The sequence below is a fragment of the Acidobacteriota bacterium genome (assembly GCA_020853395.1).
In the GTDB taxonomy this organism is placed as follows: domain Bacteria; phylum Acidobacteriota; class Vicinamibacteria; order Vicinamibacterales; family SCN-69-37; genus JADYYY01.
The window spans coordinates 1-19,955 of the sequence record JADYYY010000015.1 but is presented as its reverse complement, the minus strand read 5'-3'; the positions used below and the strand labels follow the sequence as shown (position 1 = coordinate 19,955).

Genomic DNA, 19,955 nt, shown 5'->3' with positions numbered 1-19,955 from the left:
CCGTGAATGCGCCGTCAGATGACGGCTCGGACGTCGCCCGTGTGCGCGCTGCTGCACCCCGGGACGTCGGCGAGGAGCTGGCGGTACTCAGAGGAACGCAAGGTGGACATCAACGCGGACACGCGCGGGTCGTCGGCGATCGCGTCGGCGACGACGAGCTCGTACGCTTCCCGATGGACCGGGATGAAGCCGAGGTGCGCCTCGGCGGCCACCGGCTGGATGCACACGCCCGCTTCCGCCCATCCGCTCGCCACCGTCGTCGCGACGGCGCGATGATCGCGGACGACGCGCTGGTAGCCGTCCGGACGCCGACGATGGGAGCCGAGGAGCGCGTCGAAGGTGTCGCGAGCCGCCGAGCCTTCCTCGCGGTTCACCCATCTCACCTTCGCGCGCATCAACGCGGTGACCGAACGCTCGCGCCGCGCGGCGTCGACGGCGACGCCGGACTGCCACTGCGCCTGGTGCAGCAGGCGGTAGCCCGGACCGAGCCCATGGCGCACGGCCGTGTCGTTGGTCGATCGCCCGTCCGCGTCCGTCATGTGCACACCGGCGACGTGGATCAGCCCCCGGCGAACGAGGTCGAGCGCCTGACGGCTGGAGCGCAGGAGCGGGATGACGCGGATGCGGTGGCGCAACGCCAGGTCGCGCGCGACGAGCCCGACGAGCGGGTCGCAGCCGGCCATGACCAGCGTCTGCTCGGGCGCCGCGGCCGCCATGCGCGGCTGCACGCGCTCGCCGTCGAACCAGCCATCGTGCGCGAGGGGGCCCGCTGCCGTGAGCTCGACGGGAAACGCGAGCGCGCGGCCGTTGACGCTCGCCTGCCACACGCGGCCGTCGGCGTCGGCGGGCGGCGTCCAGGCCCATTCCACCGGGGTGTCAGCCGCACCCGACGCGAAGACGTGCTCGACGTCGGCGCCGAGCGCCCGGGCGAGACGAAGGGCCACGGCCACCGACGGCATGATCCGGCCGGTCTCGATGGCGCTGACCTCCGCCCGCGACACGCCGCTCTTCGATGCGAGTTGCTCCTGCGACCAGCGCCGATCGCGGCGGAGCGCTGCAAGCTTGTTAGACACGATCCTGTCCATATTGCGACAGTATCGTATCAGAAGTCACTCGGAGGCAAGAAGCAAGGAGGACGTTCGACGCGCCGGTGCCGACGCGCCGTGACATCGATCCCGTGACCGCAGCGGCACGAGCCCGCGCGTCGTGAGGTTCGACGCACGGCGGCCGCAGCGTTCGGGAATCGGGCTTACGACGGAATCGGCGCCGCGGCCGCTTGCGCAGGCAGGTCGGACCGGGCCGGGAGATCGATGCGGAGCGTCGTGCCGGCCTCGGATGAGGACTCGACGAATACCTGGCCCCTGAACAGGGCGAGCACTTCTCGCGCGATCGCGAGCCCGAGCCCGAATCCGCCGGTCACGCGGTTGCGCGACTGGTCGACACGGTAGAAGCGATCGAACACGCGCTCGCGATCCGGCGCCGGGATGCCGGTGCCGGTGTCGGCAATCCGGAGCGAGAGCGTCCCGGCGGCCCACTCGTCGGGCTCCGACTCGGCGAACGCGCCGGTGATCTCCACGCTGCCGCCGTCGCGGTTGTAGCGAATGGCGTTCTCGATGACGTTGTCGAACACCCGGCCGAGCAAGCCGGGGTCGGCATACGTGACGCACGGCGTGACCGTCGAGACGGCGACGCGCACCTGTCGAGCCGCCGCTGCGCTCCGCAGCCGGTCGATCGACGCTCGGACGACCTCGTCGACGCGCACTTCCCGCAGCCGGACCTGCGTGCGCGACTCCTGGGCCCGCACGAGCAGCATCAGCTCGGCGATGAGGGTCGTCAGGACCGACAGCCGGCTCTGCACGATCGTCAGCGTGTTCCGGTACTCGTCGGCCGTCCGATCGCGCCGGAGCGCGACGTCGATCTCGCCGGCGATCGCCGTCACCGGGCTGCGCAGCTCGTGCGCGGCGTCCGCCGCGAAGCGGCGATTGGCCTCGAGGGCGATGTGCAGCCGGTCGATGAGCGCGTTCAACGCCTGCGTCATCTCCGAGATCTCGTCCCGGCCGTGCGGCGGATCGAGGCGCTCGCGGATGTCGCCCCGCGCGATCTCCAGCGCCCTCCGCGTCATCGTCCGGACCGGGACGAGCGCGTTCGACGCCAGCGCGAAACCCGCCGCGCCGGTCGCCGCGGTGCTGACCATCCAGACGATGACGAGCAGCCACCGGATGTCCGCCAGGCTGCCGGCGACGTCCTCCATGCCGACGGCGACGACCATCGCGTACCACTGCCCCTCGGCAGCCAGCCGCACCGTCACGGTGCGATAGGCCTGGCCTTGGACCACGACGGTGGCAATCGGCGCCTCACCGGCGAGCGCGAGCTTCAGATGATCGGGATCCGACAGCGGCAGGCTGGCCCGTTCGACCGGCAGCGCCTGGAGCGGCCGTCCGGTGGTGTCGAAGAGCTGCACGACCTTCGTCGTGAAGGTGCCGCCCGCGAGCGTCGGCACGGGAAGCTCGTGGAGGTGAGGCGCAGACGACGGCCGGTCGACGGCCGACGTCACCTCGGTCGCCGCGAGGGTGCGCAACTGCCGATCGAGCGACCGCAGGATCGTGGCGCGGATGCCGACGTAGATCCAGATGCTGCCGGCCGCGAGCAGCGCGCTGAAGACCACCGTCCACCGGAGCGTCAGCCTGACGCGGAAGTTCAAAAGCGGCAAGGGCATGCCACGCGCCTAGACTTTCAGCATGTACCCGAACCCGCGCAGCGTCTGGACGAGCGGGGCGGGATGCACGGCCTGCAGCTTGCGGCGAATGTACCCGATGTAGACCTCGACGACGTTCGATCCTGGGTCGAGGTCCCCTCCCCACACGCGCTCGGCGAGCTCTTCCCGCGACACGACCGTGTCGGCGTGGAGCACGAGCTGCTCCAGCACGCGGTACTCCGTGAGCGACAGGTCCAGCCGCGTGCCGTTGACGCGGATGATGCGTGCCTTCGTGTCCATTTCGACCGGACCGTGGCGGACGATCGAGGTCAGCGTCCGCGTGCGGCCGCGACGCGTCACGGCCCGCGCGCGCGCCAGCAGCTCGTCGAACGAGAACGGCTTCGTCAAGTAGTCGTCGGCGCCCGCATCCAGACCCGCAATGCGATTCTCGATCTCTTCCCGGGCCGTGAGCATCAGGATCGGCGTGTCGATCGCCTCCGCGCGGAGCTTGCGGCACACGTCGACGCCGTTCATGCCGGGCAGCATGATGTCGAGCACGATGAGATCGTAGTCGTCGGTGGCCGCGCGTTCCTGCGCGACGAGGCCGTCCTCGACGACGTCGACGACGTGCTTCTCCTCGCGCAGGCCGTTCACCAGGAAGTGGCTGATCGTCCGATCGTCCTCGACGAGCAGGATGCGCATGGTCTCGCGTGGCTACGCCTCGGGGTTCAGTGCCGCTCGGCGACGCGCTTCTCAATCATCTCGTACAGCGTCGGCAGCACGACGAGCGTCAGCAGCGTGGCCGACACGATGCCGCCGCTGATCACCGAGGCGAACGGACGCTGCACCTCGGCGCCGGATCCTTGCGACAGCACGATGGGCGACAGCCCGATGACCTCGACGAGGGCCGTCATGAGCACCGGCTTGAGGCGGGTCGAGGCGCCGGTCAGCACCGCGGTCCGGATCGGCTCGCCGTGGCTGCGCAGGCGGTTGATCGCCGACACCAGCACGACGCCGTTGAGCACGGCGACGCCGAAGAGCGCGATGAACCCGACGGCGGCGGAGAGGTTCAGCGTCAAGCCGCCAATCCAGAGCGCGGCGATGCCGCCGATCATCGCGAAGGGCACGTTGAGCAGCACGAGCGTCGCCTGCCGCAGCCGCTGGAACGTGACGAAGAGCAGGAGGAAGATGATCGCGATCGAGAGCGGAATCACCAGCGTGAGCCGAGCCATGGCCCGCTGCTGATTCTCGAACTGGCCTCCCCACGTCAGGTAGTAGCCGCTCGGCAGCGTCACCGTGGCGGCGATCCGTTCGGAGGCCTCGCCGACGAAGCTCCCGACGTCGCGCCCGCGCACGTTGGTCTGCACGACGATTCGGCGCTCGCCGTTCTCGTGGTTGATCGCCTCCGGCGCGCTCATCTCGCTGAGCCTGGCCACGCGTTCGAGCGGAATCCGCTCGCCGCCGTGCGCCGCCAGCGGCAGCCGTCTCAGCGCGTCGAGATTGGTCCGCACGTCCGCCGGGAAGCGCAGCACGACGTCGAAGCGGCGCGCGCCGTCGAGCACCTCCGTCACCGCCATGCCGCCGACGCCGGTCTCCACCACGTGCTGGACGTCCTCGACGTTCAGGCCGTAGCGCGCGATCGCGTTCCGATCGATATCGATCTGCACCTGCGCCGCGCCGCTCAGGATCTCCATCTGCACGTCCGCCGATCCCCGGATGGCGCCGAGCACCTGCCGGATCTCGTCGCCGATCCGCTGGAGCTCGCCAGGGTCGGGGCCGAACACTTTCACGGCCACGTCCGCCTTGACGCCGCTGACGACCTCGTCGAGCCGCATGGCCATCGGCTGCGTGAAGTTGAACGTCATGCCCGGGAAGTCCGTCAGCGCCTGCGCCATCGCCTCGATCAGCTCCTCCTTGGTCTCCCGGCCGGTCGTCCAGGCCTCGGCCGGATGGAGCTGCACGTAGATGTCGCCCTGGTAGATGCCCATCGCCTCGGTCGCCAGGTCCGGACGCCCGAGCTTGGTCACGATCTGGCGCACTTCGGGCAGCGTGCGGAGCTTCTGCTCCACGCGCGTCGAGATCTCGACCGAGTCGGCGAGCGACACCGACGGGTACTTGCGGCTCTCGATGAGGATCGATCCCTCGTCCAGGCGAGGCATGAACTCCGTGCCGAGGAACGGCACGGATCCGACGGCGATCGAGACGACGGCCAGCGCCACCGCAATCGTCCGCCAGCGATGGTCCATCGCGTCCTCGAGGTGGCGGAGGTAGCGGGCCTTCAGGCGCTCGAACCACGCGCCCTCGTGATGGCCGCTGTCCAGGGCGACGAGATACGACGAGACGACGGGCACGGCCGTGAGCGACAGGAGCAGCGCGCCGAAGAGCGCCGAGCAGATGGTGATCGCCATCGGCCGGAACATCTTGCCCTCGAGCCCTTCGAGGGTGAACACGGGGATGTAGACCGCGATGATGATCAGGACGCCGAACAGGATCGGCCGCGCGACCTCGATGGCCGGGCCGGTGAAGAGCCGGCCGCGATCGTGCTCGTGGTGGGCGCCCGGATCGCCGGCCGCGAGGACGGCGGCCATGTCCGGCCGGCGCCGCACGAAGTTCTCCATCATGACGACCGCGCCGTCCACGATGAGCCCGAAGTCGACCGCGCCGAGCGACATCAGGTTGGCCGACACGCCGAAGATCCGCATGCCGATGAAGCCCGTGAGCATGGCGAGCGGAATCACGGCGGCGACGACGAGCGCCGCCCGCACGTCGCGGAGGAAAAGGAAGAGCACGACCGTGACGAGCAGGCAGCCCTCGATCAGGTTCTTGCGCACGGTCGACGACGTGCGCGTGATGACCTCGCTCTGGTCGTAGAAGGGCACGACCGTCAGGCCGTCCGGCAACTGCTGCTCCACCTCGGCCATGCGCGCCTTGACGCGCGCGGCCACATCGCGGCCGTTCTCGCCCTTGAGCATGATGACCATGCCGGCCACGGACTCTCCGCGGCCGTCGCGCGTCACGGCGCCCTGCCGCGGCATGGGCGCGATCACGACGCTGGCGACGTCCGCGACCGTGATCGGCGAGCCGCCGGACGCCTCGAGGACGATCCGGCTGAGATCGTGTTCGCTCGCGACGAGGCCGACGCCGCGGACCGTGTACCGCTCGGAGCTGTGCTCGATGTAGCCACCGCTGAAGGAGGTGTTGTTCGCCGCGACCGCGGCGTACACGTCGCGCAGCGACAGGCGGTGCTTCTCGAGCCGCGCCGGGTCGACGACGATCTGATACTGACGGGTGAGGCCGCCCCAGGAGTTGACCTCGCTGACGCCGCGCACCGAGCGCAGGCGCGTCCGGATGTCCCAGTCGTGGAGCGTCTTGATCTCCATGGGATCGGCCTCACCGCCCTCGATCAGGTACTGGTAGATCTCGCCGAACGCGGTGGCGACCGGGCCCAGCACGGGATCGACGCCGTCGGGCAGCCGGCCGCGCGCGTCCGCGAGGCGCTCGGTGACGAGCTGCCGCGCGAAGTAGATCGGCACCGCATCGTCGAACACGACGGTGACGATCGAGAGCCCGAACTTCGAGATGGACCGCACCTGCTCCGTGTTCGGCGCGCCCATCATCGCGATCTCGATCGGATAGGTGATGCGCTGCTCCACCTCCGGCGCCGCGAGGGCCGGCGCCTCGGTCACGACGACGACCTGGTTGTTCGTCAGATCGGGGAACGCCTCGACCGGCAACTGCTGGTACGCGACGATCCCGGTGCCGATGAGCGCGGCGAGGCAGAACAGCACGAAGAGGCGCTGCCGGAGCGCCGCGGCCACGACCCGCTCGATCAGCCCGTGCTGGGTCATTCGGGCCGCTCCGATTCGAGAAGCTTCGACTTCAGGAGAAACGTGCCGCCCACCGCAATCCGCGTCCCCGGCGCGATCCCCGTCAGCTCGACGCGGCCGTCGCGCTCGGGACCTCGGCTGACCGGCTGGCGGCGAAACGTGCCGGGTGAGGTTTCGACGAAGACGATGGCCTGCCGATCGAGCTGCTGGACGGCGGTCGCCGGCACGACGACGACCTGGCGCTCCTCGCCGGTCGACAGCCGCACGGTCGCGAACATCTGTGGCTTCAGGAGGCCCTGCGGATTGTCGACCTCGATCCGGGCGGTCACGCGGCGGGTCTCGGGATTCACGGTGTCGCCGATGGCGCGCACGCGCGCGGGAAACGCCCGGTCGGGATACGCCGCGACGGCGATCGTGGCGGCGCGGCCAACGCCGAGCAGCGGCAGGCGCGCCTCGTCGACGTCGGCGATTGCCCACAGCGTGGTCAGGTCGCTGACGACGTAGAGCGGCGCGCCCATCGTGACGGCCGTGCCGGACGTCACGAGCCGTTCGAGCACGACGCCAGACAGCGGCGTCGTCACCGGCACGGCATCCTGACGTTCAGCGGCGTCGACGTGATCGGCCTCGATGCCGAGATGCTCCAGCTCGTCCAACGCGCGGCGCACTTCGCTCTCCGCGACGGCGAGCGCCTGCTCGGCCGCCGCGCGGTCGGTCGCGGCGCGCTCCATCTCCTGCGGCGAGACCGCCTTGGTCGCGAGCAACCGCGACGCGCGCGCTTCGGCAGACCTGGCGTAGGTCAGTTCCGCCGTCGCCCGCTGGCGATCGGCCATGGCCTTCCGATAGCTCGCCCACGCGTCGTGGACCGTGTGGCTGTGGATGCTCACGACGCGCTGGCCTTGTTCGACGCGCTCGCCCACCTGGACGTCGGCGCCCGTGACGACGCCGTCGACGAGCGATCCGAGGCGGGCGGTGCGCGTCTCGTTCACCTGCAGGACCGCGGGCGTTTCGAAGTAGCCCGTGCGCGTTTCGGCCGCGGCGGCCGCGACCGAGATCCCGCTCGAGTGCTGCGCCTCGGACGAGATCGTGATCTCGTTTGCTTGCCGTGTCGTGGCGGGCGCGGATTGGGGCGGTGCGCTGGAACCGGCGGCCGGAGACGAGCCGCAGGCGATCGTCGAGGTGGCGCCGGCGAGAACGGCGACGCAGGTGAACGGCACGGCGACGCGCGTGACGATGACGGTCAGCATGGTCATGGCAGCGGGGACTCCCCGAGCGAAAGCCTGGCGTTGATGTGGGCGGCGAGCGCGTCGAGCTGCAGCTCGATGACTTCCCGCGACGCTTCGGCGAACACGCGTTCCGCGTCGACGAGCTGCAGGACGTCGCCGCGGCCCTCGGTGTAGGACGATCGCGCCGCGACGCGGACGACCGTCGCCGGCTCCAGCAGGTCTTGACGTGCCGACGCGGCCTCGATCGTCAACCGCGCGGCGGCGTCGAGGTACGCCTGCGCCTCGGCGTACGCGAGCTGCTGCACGCGCTCGAGCTCGAAACGCGCCGCGGCGATCTCGCCGCCCGCGAGCGCCGTCGCGACGCGATTGCGATCGAACAGGGCGATCGGCATCGTGATGCCCGCCACCGCCGTGTCGAGCCCTCCGGTGCGCTTGTAGCCCGTCGTGAGCGTCACGTCGGGCACCCCGCGGGCGCGCTCGACGCCGAGAGCCGCCTCGGCACGCGCCACGCGCGCGCGCGCCGCGCCGACGTCCGGCCGCTTCGCCAGCCGCGCCGGATCCGCGATGGCTGGGAGCGGCGTCACCGGCAACGGGACCGGCACGAGCTGGTCGAGGCGCACGTCGATGCCGACGATGGCCGACAGGCGAAGGATGGCGGCGCGGGCGGTGATCTCCGTCCGGCTGACCTGGCGCACCAGGCGCTGGTGCTCGGTCTGGAGCTTTCGCCAGTCGGCCTCGGCGGTCAGGCCTGCCTGCACGCGTTGCGAGAGCGTGGCGACGAGCTCAGCCAGGCCCTCTCGCTGCTGCGTCAGGGACGCCAGCAGCTCGCGCGCGCGCAGCGCATCGAGGTAGAACGATGCGACCTCGAACGCCAGCGTCCACTCCGACACGCGCCGCTCGGCGTCGGCCATCGCCACCACGGCGTCCGCGCTCGCCACGCGCGCCGCTCGTTTGCCGCCGAGCTCGAGCGGCTGGCTCACGGTCGCGAAGACGTCGCGCGTCAAGAGCGCCGTCGAGTGCGGTCCGAAGTTCTCGCCGCGGAGCTCGACGAACGGGTTCGGCAGGGCGGGGACGGCGGCGCGGGCGCCGAGGGCGGCCTGCTGGCGCGCGCGCGCCGCTCTCACGAGCGGTGTGCGCTCGGCGGCCAGCGCGAGCGCCTCGCCCAGCGGGATCGACGCGGGCGTCTGGGCCGAGACCGATCCGGCGCCGAAGAGGGCCAGTGCCGTCCACGCCAGGATCGCGAGGCGTGCGTGTCTGGCGGCGTGGCGCCCGAGAGCGAGCAGCGACATGGCGCATCACGGTACTCAGCGGCGCGTAAGAACCACCTAAGACCGTTTCTCATCCTGGTCTCAGGCGCGCGTCGTGGCGGCCGGCGACGGTATCGCCGGCGGGAGGCTGATAAACTAGCGGGAACGGAGAGGTACCGAAGTGGTCATAACGGGGGCGCCTCGAAAGCGTCTTGCCTCACAAGGGCACGTGGGTTCGAATCCCACCCTCTCCGCCACTGCAACCCGCTGACCCAACACAAGTTACGGGCTCGCCACTTTTCACTGTACCTAATTTGTACCTGAACACCCGCCACGTGGGTGGGCTTTCCACCCGCTCAACCTTGCCGCGGTCCTGACGCGCCCCGCTAGTTCAGGCCAGACTTGCGATGCTGTGGAGTCGTTCGACGAGTTTCGATCGCCTCGCTTGACTGCCGGCGTCTGGCAGGAGAAAACCAGGGAGGGCGTCCACAAAGTCCTGCGAATTGAGAAGCGTCCGAACCTCGGACGCGATGTACTCGCGGACCGCTGGCCCGGCGGCGGCGATCTCGGCGATGAGTTCTGGTCGGCCGTCGACGAGTGTAATGACGTCTTCAAGGTCGTGGCTCATCGCCAGGTCATCCGTCCCGCGCCCGTGAAACGCCTCGAACTTCGTCGCCACGAAATAGACGGGCGTGACGAGCCGGAAGTCCATTCCTCCGATTGACCGTCTTTCTGCGGACGCGATCGCCTGCTGGTACCAGCGATTGCTGAAGCCAAGAATCTCTTCGTCAATCGGCATCACGTCGACGATTAGCTCCTGGTAGCGCCAGCGGCAGAGAGGGGCGCCCTTTGTCGAGTCTTCTGCGAGGCCCAGTGCCCGGAGGCGCTCGGATAGGGCCGCGTATTTCGTATAGGAGGTGACATCGACGATCGCATCCACATCTTTCGTTGGTCGAATCCCGCCAGCGGCCGGATCTGAGACCAATAGGCCGGTCGCACAGCCACCAACGAACACAAGTTCCTCGAGAAGCGGACGAAGCAGATTTAAGACGGTCTCGAATAGCGCCCGATTTGGATCAACCACGCAGACACTTTCGCAGCAAAGCGGTCAGCTCCCGTTCCGCGGCTTGTCGCTCGCGCGCGCGGCCGTCTCGCAACGCATCGACCAATGCGAGAAGTTGATAGAGCAGCGGGTCCTTCGCTGCCGCGGCAGGCACAATCTTGTGAAGCGGCTCGAAGGTGCTTCCGCGGACGCGACCTTCGGGAGATGGCCAGACTGGTGGAGGATCGGAACTCTCCGCAAACGCTTCACTGAGTGGCGGCGCGGCGTGAGCGGTCGGCATGCCGCGAGTCACTTCACCGCGTTGGGGCGGGAATGCGTACTTCACGCCGTGGACGAGGAACTCCTCGACGGGTTGCAGGAGGGGTCGCGAATCCCCATTGATCAGGCGAGCTTGCTTGAGTCTCTTGAGGGATAGATGAATCTGCGAGGAGCTCATCGAGAGCTCGCCAGCGAGCTGGGCGATGGGTGGCCGTCTGCCGCTCAGGCTGACGAGCTTGGCAAGCACCACTACGTCCTGCGGAAGCAGTGCGCGAGGCATTCCATATTCTAGAATCTAGAATGCAGAATGACAACTGGGGTCCGCGATGCAAGAGACATCGTAAAGTCACTATTAGTGACTTTCAGCACCACAACATATTGACTCGGGGTCGAGGACCACCTAGACTTACTGGCGATCATCCGAACCGGATGAGCGACCGTGCTCTTTGAAAACATGGTCCCGACGAATGTCGGGGGAAGGTTCATAGGACGGGTCCGATAGGGCCCTCTTGATGGCGGCGAACGCGAGTTTGTTCGCCGCGCGGCTCGGCGATCGTGCCGGCCGTGAACCTGCGAACGGAGAGAGGGAGACGAAGTCTCTCGGCCGAATCATGGCCGGGAAGCATTTTGCAGTACCGGGAATGCCGGGAGGCCGCAAGCAATCGCCGTCCTGACCTCAGGCCCTTGAACCGCCAGCAGAAACGATTCCGCTTCATTGCGGAATCTGGAGTGCTAGACCAACGCTTCACCCTCTTGCTATACGGAACCTTCCCGGACCCGCCAGACGGGACAGCAACGGACTTCTCCGTTGTCTGGAACCGTTGGAGCGCGAAGACCATGAAACTGTTTCAGGGTGCGGACGAGATGTTGGCGATGGTTCATCGCCTGCTCTCGTCGAGAGGGGCGGAGCTAGTTCAGCAGAACCAACTTCGGTGCGTGTTTCACAAGTTGGAAGCCGAAATGAAAGGGGGATCGCGATCGAAGGCTTCCCGCAAACGAGTCACCGAGCTGATCGCGGAGATCAGCAAGATCGTATGCGAAGAACTGTTGCGGAAATAGCTGCGACGGTTGTTGAGGGAGTGAAGACGACGGAGCGCGAACGGGCGAGAACAGAGTTGGTCTAGTAACTGCATTTTGGTACACAGGAAGCCCGATGAATTTTGGTCGAGCAATCAGGATCGTCAGAACCGCGCACGGTTTGACGAAGGCCCAACTGGCGAGACAGCTGAGCATCGGTGCGAGCCACCTCAGTCTCATCGAACGCGGGCAGCGAAAGCCCAGTGTGGAAGTGCTCGACGAGATTTCTGGCGTGCTCAGGATTCCACCGCATCTCCTGGCGTTGCTGGCTTCCGAACCCGGCGACCTCGACGATCCGAAGAACGCGGAGCAGGTCGCCGAATTGGCTCGATCGCTCGTGCGCGTGCTGGTCGCCGCCGGAGAGCAGCCGGTGCTGCCTTTGTTGAAAACAAGCCGGAAGAAGAGACCCGCCTGATGCGTTCACCGGTGGACCACTACTCGGACGCCTGGTTGTCTTTTGAACTTCGGCATCCGGTCGACCGGCTGCGGCTGCTCGCCGGGATGGTGCCCGAGGACCTGTATAGCGTCAGGAGAGTCGAGATCAACCGTAAGGTCCGAGACATCTCGAACCCGTGTGATGAGTTGAAGGCAGTCCAGCGGTCCATCCGCGAGCGACTCCTCCTGCCGATTCCGCTCTCCCCGATCGTCTACAGCGATGTGCCGGGTCACTCGGCAGCCCAGAATGCTGAGCGTCATCTCCATCAGGCGAACGTCGGCTCTGCAGATATCCGAGACTGCTACAACAGCATGACAAACGCGATGGTCTTTCGCGTGTTTCGTCACACACTTCGGCTTGGCGACAGTCTCGCTGACTTGCTCACGGGGCTAACGACCTCTCGCGGTCACCTTCCGCATGGCGCGCCCACGAGCGGCGCCCTTGCCAACCTCATCCTTTCGCCGATCGACGTCGAACTCGAGCGCATTGCGGTCGAATTGGACCTGAAGATCACGCGGTATGTGGACAACATCGATTTTTCCGGCCAACGGACGCGACACGCGTTCCTGCCCATCGTTGCGTTGATACAGTCGCTCGGCTTTGCGGTGAAGCGTCGCAAGGTTTTCAACGCCAGCCGTCAGCGCGTGCAGATTGTCACCGGTCGAACTGTGAGTGGACGGGTCCTTCGCCTTCCGCGTGCCAAGCGCGCAAACGTTCGGGCGAATGTCCACGAAGTCTTGTGCCGCCGGCGTGACGGCCTGCCGATCCAAGACAAGCAGATCAACAGGCTGCGGGGTCGACTGAACTACCTGCGAACTCAGGGGCATCCGAAGGAGGCGCGAGACCTAGCGACACGACTTGCGGCCGTTGGCATCAACATCTGACAGTGCGATGCCAGCGCCTTGCGCTGTACCTGTTTTGTACCTCATACTCGGGATTCGAGTGGATTTGAGCGGTTCTGGCGTTTCCGATCACGCCTAAACCATTGATAGGAGCGGGTTCGACGAGAACGAATCCCACCCTCTCCGCCAATCATTCTCCGCCAAATCCCTAAAAGAACGCACAGCAGCCGTAAGGTTTCGGCCGCTGTACCTGTTCTGTACCTAGAGGGCCCTTTTCTTTCGGTATCTGAAACAGCTCAGCGTCGAGCAGATGCGGCAGTTCCGCGCAACGTGGACCGATGGCGCGAACTACGCGACGAAGAATCTCGAGCGGCTGCGCGCGTTCTTTCGATTCTGCATGGAGGACGATTGGGTGACCAAGAACCCGGGTCGCCGGGTGAAGGCGCCGAAAGTCAAGGCCACGCCGACGCTTCCGTTCACCGACTCGGAGATGCGGCGCATCCTCGAGGCGTGCGATCGCTATCCCGGCAATCGCGACCGCGTGCGCGCGTTCGTGCTGGTGATGCGGCAGTCGGATCTGCGGATCGGCGACACGATTGCGCTCGACGACGCACGTGTGGACGGCAACAAGCTTCTTCTCTACACGGCAAAGACCGGGACGCCCGTCTACGTGCCGCTGCCGGAAGTCGTCATCAGCGCGCTGGCCGCGCTCGACACGAACACGAACGGACGGTACTTTTCGACGGGCGATGCCAAGCCGCAGACGGCCCGCGCGAACTGGTCGCGCTATCTGGACACGCTGTTTGAACTCGCCAACGTCGGGAACGCGCACTCGCACCGGTTCCGCGACACGTTCGCGGTATCGCTCTTGCTGAACGGGTCTCGCTGGAGAATGTCTCCAAGCTCCGCGGGCACAGCTCGATCAAGGTCACCGAAGGGCACTACGCGCCGTGGGTGAAGGCGCGTCAGACGATGTTGGAAGCCGAAGTCCGCCGGGCGTGGGAGAGCTCGGGACAGTCCGTTGGCACCGACGCGGACGCCGATCAGGGATCATCGGACCGGACCACTGCGGCTCGCCAAACACCGACCACGCTCGCTCGGACGAGTCGGGTGCAAGGCCGTCCCGGCCGCAGCGTTCGCGGGTCGGCGCAGGCGCGAGATTCGGCGGAGTTCTCCGGCGCGCGAGGCCGGCTTCCGTGCAATTCCATCTCGTCAGTTCCCGTCATTGACGGAGTCCGTCAATGACGTATAATCCCATGTTGACGTTCGTCGAAACGGCGCTCTTCACGAGGCTGATCGACAAAGAAGATCAAGGAGGAGATCGATGGCTAGGCGTTCGCGGAACATCGGTCTGGAGATTCTTGCGGGGATTCGTCAGCTCAAGCGAGGCGAACACGGGCGCATCACCAACGTGCCGTCCGTCGCCAGCGTGAGGAAGAAGACCGGGCTCTCGCAGTCGAGATTCGCTGAACTGCTCGGCGTGTCGGTGCGGACGCTTCAGGAGTGGGAGCAGGGGCGCCGGGCGCCTTCCGGAGCCGCGCGGACGCTCTTGCTGATCGCCGCAAGGAACCCTCGGGCGCTGATGGAGGTCGCGTAAGCGACGTGGCATCGCCGCCCGGTGCGCCACGACTTGTAGCCGCTGCCTCGGCGGTTCGACCCTGCTCCGCAGCTTGTCCATTGCTTCTACTCCCGTCAGATTAGGCACTCCATCCACCGACGCGCACTCTCGTTCATATACGCACGTTCAGCGCGTCCCAACTCTCGTGCGAACCTGGTTCGCGTTGGGCATACAGGAACGTGCCACATGCGGATCGGCATCGACATTGGCCCTCGCTACCACGCCATCTCGACCGAGTGCCTGCGCGGGCTCGTGGCGCGAAGCGTCGCAATCAACAGGCTCGGTCGGGCGGCCACCGCGTGAGAACGTGACGCACGCTGCAGTGCGATGTGTCACGCAGCCGCGCTATCGCTCGGACGCGGATCGATCGCTCGCTTGCGCAGGGCCCGCCGCGCACGCGCCGCTGCGCGCCTCACCGATCACCTCCACGTCTGGCACCAAGCGCAGGACGCCCGCGAGAAGGTGTCGCGCTGGGCGATCGTCGTCGGCAATCAATACGCGCAGTCGATCCGCTCCACGTCCCCAGGCTCCTTCATAGCCGGCACATCGAACAACGCCTGCACGTATCCGACAACTGATTGATGGTCGGCGATGAACGGCAGGTCGAGACGTGGCGTCACCCGCCGCGGATCACCGGCCGCGAGGCTTCGCGCCAGCCAGAACCGCTGGCACGCCCGGTGCCGCAGCATGCCGCCACGTGGTGAGACCTGCCCGTGTCCTCCTGACGGGCGGTCGAGTTCCTCCGGTCGTAAAGGAACCACGGACCGCCCGTTCACAGGAGGAGACATCAGGACCGCCGACACGCTCAAGCAGTTCACGACCGACGCCCTCGATGGACTTGCCGCCTTGCTCGATGCGGGACCGAGCGACCAGCTCACCGCGCTCTTGAAGGCGATGGCACGCTTCCATCGCTACAGCTTCCACAACGTTTGCTTGATCGCGGCGCAGCGCCCTGCGGCCACGCGCGTGGCCGGCTTCCACACTTGGCGTTCGCTCGGTTGCTTCGTTCGCAGAGGCGAGAAGGGTATCGTCATCCTTGCCCCGATCGTCACGCGCCGCCGACGCGACGACACTGACGACGAGACGTGCGTGGCCGGCTTCAGAGCTGCGCATGTGTTCGACGTCGCGCAGACGGACGGTGAGCCTCTACCCGAAGCGTCAGCCGCCTTCGGCGATCCCGGCGACCGCACGCTCGCCCTTGTGTGCCGCGATCGTGAAGCAGGGAATCGCGATCGAGGTTACCGCCGATCTGGACGGTGCGCACGGTGTGTCACTCGGCGGGCGCATCAAGATTCTGAGCGGTCTGTCCCACGCCGAAGAGTTCGTCGTGCTCGTTCACGAGTACGGCCATGAGCTGCGGCATCGTTCCGCCAACCGTCCCACTTCACGCGACCAGCGTGAGCTCGAAGCCAAGCCGTCGCGTTCGTGGTCGGTGAAGCCGTCGGTCTCCAGGTTGCCGATGCAGCCCGTGACTACATCCACCAGTACCGCGGCGATCGTGACGCCCTGCTGGCCTCGCTGGAACGAATCCGCGGCGCGGCCGTGACGATTCTGAACGCTCTTGAACCCGCGCCGCAGACGTCGTGCGGCCGGGCCGAAAGGAGGCCGATGCGCTCCTTTCAACAATCCCTGCCGGGGCAGTCGCCGCGGCCCCCCCGGCTCACAACCCTTCCAATGTCCTGGTTCTTCCCTGCGCCATCCCGATGAGCACGCGCGCCGGTTGTGCGTATTTCGCACATGCACTCCCGGCTGGTTCTTCCGTTCCAAAAGCGCCTGCGGCGGGGTCACGTCGTTCAGCGCAAACCGGTCACGCCGTCGTCAAACAGTCTGAATGGTAGGCAATCTACCAAATATGGTAGACTATCTATCATGGCGGAACGAAAGGTCGTTCAAGGCACCCTCGAGTTGCTGATCCTGCAGACACTGCTGTTCGGCCCGCTCCACGGCCACGGCATCGCCCGGCACATCCAGCGCACGTCAGAGGACGTGCTGCAGGTGGAACACGGGTCGCTCTATCCTGCTTTGGCCCGTTTGGAGAAAAGCGGGTCTATCACCTCCAAGTGGGAAGCGAGTGACCGGGGGCGCGAGATGCGCATGTACAGGCTGACGGCCAAGGGACGCAAGCAGCTGACGATCGAGCAGAGCCGGTGGAACGCGGTGGTGCGAGCAATGGCCCGCGTACTGAAGCCCGTGTGAGGCGGCTGTGACCAAGGACAGAGACGAGGAACTCGAACGAGAGATTCGCAGCCACCTCGAGCTCGAGGCCGAAGAACGCGTCGCGAACGGGATGTCCGGACAAGAGGCGCGAGACGCCGCGCGGCGCGCGTTCGGCAACGTCACCCTGACGCGCGAGGACGCACGAGCGGTGTGGACGCGGCGCTGGCTGGACGAAATCGTCCAGGACGTCCGTTACGCCTGTCGCACGCTCCGCAACAGCCCGGGGTTCACGATCACGTCGGTGCTGACGATCGCGCTCGGCATCGGGGCAAACACCGCGATGTTCTCGGTGGTGAACGCCGCGATCCTGCGGCCGCTCGGCTACCCGCAGCCGGAACAGCTGCAAATGGTGACCGCCGGCTCCGGAGACGGCAACCCAGGCTCGCTCTCGCCGGCCGAGTACTTCGAGCTGACCGAGATAAGTCAGTCCTTCGCGGTCGCTGGCGCGTTCGTGACGGGCGAAGCGAACCTCTCGGCACTCGATCGCCCGCGGCGGACGGCGTACGCACGGGTGAATGCCGAAGTGTTCGAGGCCCTCGCCGTGGCGCCGGAACGCGGTCGGTGGTTTCGCCGCGACGAGACGCGCGTCGGTGGTCCAGCAGTCGTCATCCTGTCGCACGGCTTGTGGCGCTCGGCCTTCGGCGACACTGACGACATCATCGGCCAGTCGGTCGACATTGATGGCATCCGGCACGAGGTGATCGGCGTGATGCCGCCAGGCTTCGACGTCATGGACAAGCGGGCCGAGCTCTGGCTCCCGCTCCAACTCGCACCCGCGATCCGTCGATTCCGGGCGAGCCACTTTCTGTCAGTGCTGGCCCGCCTGAAAGGCAACGTCACGCTGTCGCAGGCCGAGTCGGAGCTGACCTCGCTCATGACGAGTTGGGGTGAACGCACCCACGCCAGCGGACATCTGTTCGTTCCCGGCGAGCACGTCCTGCAGCTCACCCCCATGCTGGACGCCGTCGTCGGACCATCCCGACGTGCCTTCTGGCTACTGCAGGCCGGCGTCGGCCTGGTGCTGCTGATCGCGTGCGCGAATCTCGCCAACCTGCTCGTGGTCCGCGCCGAAACGCGCGGTCGCGAGATCGCGCTGCGCACCGCTCTCGGTGCGGGTCGGCGTCGGCTGCTCGCGCAGTTCGTCGCCGAAGGACTCGTGCTCCTCGGACTCGGCGGCGCGCTCGGCCTCGCAGCAGCCTGGGCCGGGATCGGCGCGCTGACGGCCGCCTATCCGGAGAGCGTGCCTCGCGTCGCCGGCATCGGCATCGATGCATCGGTCCTTGGCTTCACGCTACTCGTCTCGGCCCTCACCGCGCTGATCTTCGGCCTGGCGCCGCTGCGTTATCTCTCCGGACGCACCGGTGGACGTCTCCTGAACGATAGGGCTTCAGGCGCAACGGCGATTCGGCCGACGATGCGCCGTGTTCTGGTCGCTGCTGAAGTCGCCCTCGCGGTGCTCCTCGTGGCGGGCGCGGGTCTGATGGTGCGAACGGTTCACAATCTGATGAGCGTCGATGCCGGATTCGATCGATCCAGGCTTGTGACGTTCGGCATCGCGTTGCCCGCGGCGACCTACCCGGCGTTTGATGGACGCGTGCAGATGTACGATCGCTTGCTCGATCGCCTGCGCACGATGCCAGGAATCGAGGGCGGCGCGGCCGTGTCCGGCCTTGCGCCACAGCGTGCAGCCAACGGATTCGGGACCGACATCGAGCACTACACGCCGCCGCCGGAAGGGGCGGAGCTGGTCGCGTATTACCAGACAATCACGAATGGCTACTTCGATGCGATGCGGATCCCGATTGTGCGTGGTCGCGCGTTCGAGGCCGCCGACCGCATCGGCGCGCCGGTGGCGATCGTGAACGAAGCATTCGTGCGCACGTTCTGGAAGGGCGTCGATCCGATCGGCCGGCGTGTGCGCCCGCGCTTCGGTGACGAGACGCCGTGGGTCACGGTGGTTGGCGTGGCGAAGGACGTGAGGCAGGCTGGGGTCGATCAGCCGGCTGGCACCGAGCTCTACGTGCTCTTGGACCAGATCCCTCGCATCTTCCCCGCCGTTCAGGGCGGACGACTGGGCAGCGGCTTCGGGGACGCGAGCATGCATGTCGTGCTACGCACCAACATGTCTGCCACCGCGCTGCAGCCGTCGATCGCGAACGCCGTGCGCGAAGTTGATCCCGGTCTGCCAGTCATCCGGCTACGCGACATGGAGGAGGTGTTCCGCGACTCGGTCCGTCGTCCGCGCATGCTGATGCAGTTTCTGACAGGGTTTGCCGGCCTGGCGCTCTTGCTGGCCGCCACCGGCACCTACGGCGTGCTCTCGTACATGGTCGCCCAGCAGCGGCGCGAGATCGGGATCCGGATGGCGCTCGGGGCCGAGCGCAGCGTCGTGCTCCGCGCGATCCTGGGCCACGGACTGAAGCTGGCGTGTGCCGGCCTCGTGGCCGGCCTCGCCGGCGCGCTCGTGCTGACGCGGCTGATGGGGACGCTGCTCTTCGCGGTCCGGCCGAATGACCCGGCGACGCTGGCCGGCGTGGCGGCGCTCATCGCCGCTGTCGCTGCGGCCGCCAGTCTAATCCCAGCGTTCCGCGCCACGCGCGTCGATCCGCTCGCGGCGCTCAAGGACGACTAGCGCTCAGCACTTCCGCCGTGGCCGGCACCGCCGCGTGACCGGTCGCGCGCCCGATCCTCGCCGCCGCAGGCGGTCGCCGTGCGGCCGTGGCGGCGCTCAGCGGCCACAGCGACGCCTGTGAGCAGAAGCGGTGTCCGAAGTATGTATACATCTTCGGACATCCTACATGCGGACTTTGCCGGTAAGTTCAGGCCATTCTTGCGGTTGTCGAGGACTCGGTTCACGCCGCAGTGACGAGCCAGTTGCGGATTCCGTCCCTGACACCCCAGCCGACACGCGTTGACGGCTCGACGCCACACGTTTGGCTCAGCCGGCACGTTCCGAATCGTCCGACGGTACGCGACAGATTGCCGGCGATGCAGCGGCTTCTGTCTAGACATGCGGCGCACTCGTCGGCGACGCGTCATTCGAGCGCGCTACAGATCTGCCTCCCCGCAAACTGGATGGTGCTACCGAGGCGTGAGGAGAACGCGTTGCCTTTGACGTCTCGTGCTTGGTCAGGTTCGACGTCCAAGTGGCGTTCATCGGTACAAGCAAGGCCGATGAATGGAGCAGCGGATGCACGCATACCACGTCCGATTTACTTCGCGGCTGCGCGGGGAACTTGTCGCATGAGGCGATGCCATGTGCCGCCCGAGCATGGCCCCGCGCATCGCGTTCGCCGATCGTGTGGCCACACTGTGCCGCTCGGTATAGCTACTTTCCGGTGAAGAAATGACCTCTGGCGATGCGCGTTCGCGGCCTCGGTGGGTCCGGGAATGTGGCAGGGCGCTTCAATTCTGTTTGTTCACGGGTTCCGACTACGCGGCGGCTCGCCGGT

The 19,955-nt window shown here is 67.0% G+C and carries 17 protein-coding genes and 1 tRNA gene; 9 read left to right on the top strand and 9 right to left on the bottom strand.

The annotated features are described in order from the left end of the window. Window positions 1–14: 14 nt before the first annotated feature. The 6 genes from IT184_14095 to IT184_14070 all read right to left on the bottom strand — a co-directional run bounded on the left by IT184_14095 (window position 15) and on the right by IT184_14070 (window position 9,034). A complete protein-coding gene (locus IT184_14095; protein ID MCC7009933.1) occupies window positions 15–1,073 on the bottom strand; it encodes a helix-turn-helix domain-containing protein in 1,059 nt (352 codons plus the stop codon). A 176-nt stretch (window positions 1,074–1,249) separates the two neighbouring features. Further along, a complete protein-coding gene (locus tag IT184_14090; GenBank protein MCC7009932.1) occupies window positions 1,250–2,716 on the bottom strand; it encodes a HAMP domain-containing protein in 1,467 nt (488 codons plus the stop codon). A gap of 9 nt (window positions 2,717–2,725) precedes the next feature. Continuing rightward, on the bottom strand, window positions 2,726–3,397 hold the full coding sequence (locus tag IT184_14085; protein ID MCC7009931.1) for a response regulator transcription factor: 672 nt from the start codon (window positions 3,395–3,397) through the stop codon (window positions 2,726–2,728). A 26-nt stretch (window positions 3,398–3,423) separates the two neighbouring features. Further along, entirely contained in the window at window positions 3,424–6,543 is a 3,120-nt protein-coding gene (locus IT184_14080) for an efflux RND transporter permease subunit (protein MCC7009930.1), read from the bottom strand. Beyond that, window positions 6,540–7,772, bottom strand: coding sequence for an efflux RND transporter periplasmic adaptor subunit (locus IT184_14075; protein MCC7009929.1), 1,233 nt, complete (start codon window positions 7,770–7,772; stop codon window positions 6,540–6,542). Before IT184_14075 ends, IT184_14080 begins: the two co-directional genes overlap by 4 nt. Continuing rightward, window positions 7,769–9,034, bottom strand: coding sequence for a TolC family protein (locus IT184_14070; protein ID MCC7009928.1), 1,266 nt, complete (start codon window positions 9,032–9,034; stop codon window positions 7,769–7,771). Before IT184_14070 ends, IT184_14075 begins: the two co-directional genes overlap by 4 nt. A gap of 125 nt (window positions 9,035–9,159) precedes the next feature. Between IT184_14070 and IT184_14065 the strand changes: the two genes are divergently transcribed. Further along, a tRNA-Ser gene (locus IT184_14065) sits at window positions 9,160–9,249 on the top strand. A gap of 134 nt (window positions 9,250–9,383) precedes the next feature. On the opposite strand, the gene IT184_14060 is transcribed toward IT184_14065, so the two are convergent. Further along, the gene (locus IT184_14060) at window positions 9,384–10,076 is read right to left on the bottom strand and encodes a hypothetical protein (protein MCC7009927.1); all 693 of its coding nucleotides are present in this window, start codon (window positions 10,074–10,076) and stop codon (window positions 9,384–9,386) included. Next, entirely contained in the window at window positions 10,069–10,593 is a 525-nt protein-coding gene (locus IT184_14055) for a hypothetical protein (GenBank protein MCC7009926.1), read from the bottom strand. The genes IT184_14060 and IT184_14055 overlap by 8 nt, the downstream gene beginning before the upstream one ends. Before the next feature lie 404 nt (window positions 10,594–10,997). Between IT184_14055 and IT184_14050 the strand changes: the two genes are divergently transcribed. The 5 genes from IT184_14050 (at window position 10,998) to IT184_14030 (ending at window position 14,265) form a co-directional block, all read left to right on the top strand. Next, window positions 10,998–11,372, top strand: coding sequence for a hypothetical protein (locus IT184_14050; protein MCC7009925.1), 375 nt, complete (start codon window positions 10,998–11,000; stop codon window positions 11,370–11,372). A gap of 94 nt (window positions 11,373–11,466) precedes the next feature. Beyond that, window positions 11,467–11,805: a helix-turn-helix transcriptional regulator gene (locus IT184_14045; GenBank protein ID MCC7009924.1), complete on the top strand. Its 339-nt coding sequence runs from the start codon at window positions 11,467–11,469 to the stop codon at window positions 11,803–11,805. Next, window positions 11,805–12,710 (top strand): RNA-directed DNA polymerase, encoded by a 906-nt coding sequence (locus IT184_14040; GenBank protein MCC7009923.1) that lies wholly within the window; start codon window positions 11,805–11,807, stop codon window positions 12,708–12,710. The genes IT184_14045 and IT184_14040 overlap by 1 nt, the downstream gene beginning before the upstream one ends. Window positions 12,711–12,978: 268 nt before the next feature. Next, a complete protein-coding gene (locus IT184_14035) occupies window positions 12,979–13,626 on the top strand; it encodes a tyrosine-type recombinase/integrase (protein MCC7009922.1) in 648 nt (215 codons plus the stop codon). A gap of 366 nt (window positions 13,627–13,992) precedes the next feature. Beyond that, window positions 13,993–14,265: a helix-turn-helix domain-containing protein gene (locus IT184_14030; GenBank protein MCC7009921.1), complete on the top strand. Its 273-nt coding sequence runs from the start codon at window positions 13,993–13,995 to the stop codon at window positions 14,263–14,265. Window positions 14,266–14,777: 512 nt separating this feature from the next. Here the strand turns inward: IT184_14030 and IT184_14025 are convergent. Beyond that, window positions 14,778–14,975 carry a hypothetical protein gene (locus IT184_14025; GenBank protein ID MCC7009920.1) on the bottom strand — a complete coding sequence of 66 codons (198 nt, stop codon included), beginning with the start codon at window positions 14,973–14,975 and terminating at the stop codon, window positions 14,778–14,780. Window positions 14,976–15,424: 449 nt separating this feature from the next. On the opposite strand from IT184_14025, the gene IT184_14020 reads away from it, so the two are divergent. From IT184_14020 to IT184_14010, 3 genes are all read left to right on the top strand, one after another. Next, complete coding sequence (locus IT184_14020) at window positions 15,425–15,832, top strand: hypothetical protein (protein MCC7009919.1); 408 nt, start codon at window positions 15,425–15,427, stop codon at window positions 15,830–15,832. A gap of 323 nt (window positions 15,833–16,155) precedes the next feature. Continuing rightward, a complete protein-coding gene (locus IT184_14015) occupies window positions 16,156–16,482 on the top strand; it encodes a PadR family transcriptional regulator (GenBank protein MCC7009918.1) in 327 nt (108 codons plus the stop codon). Window positions 16,483–16,489: 7 nt separating this feature from the next. Next, window positions 16,490–19,135, top strand: coding sequence for an ABC transporter permease (locus tag IT184_14010; protein MCC7009917.1), 2,646 nt, complete (start codon window positions 16,490–16,492; stop codon window positions 19,133–19,135). Window positions 19,136–19,955: the final 820 nt, after the last annotated feature.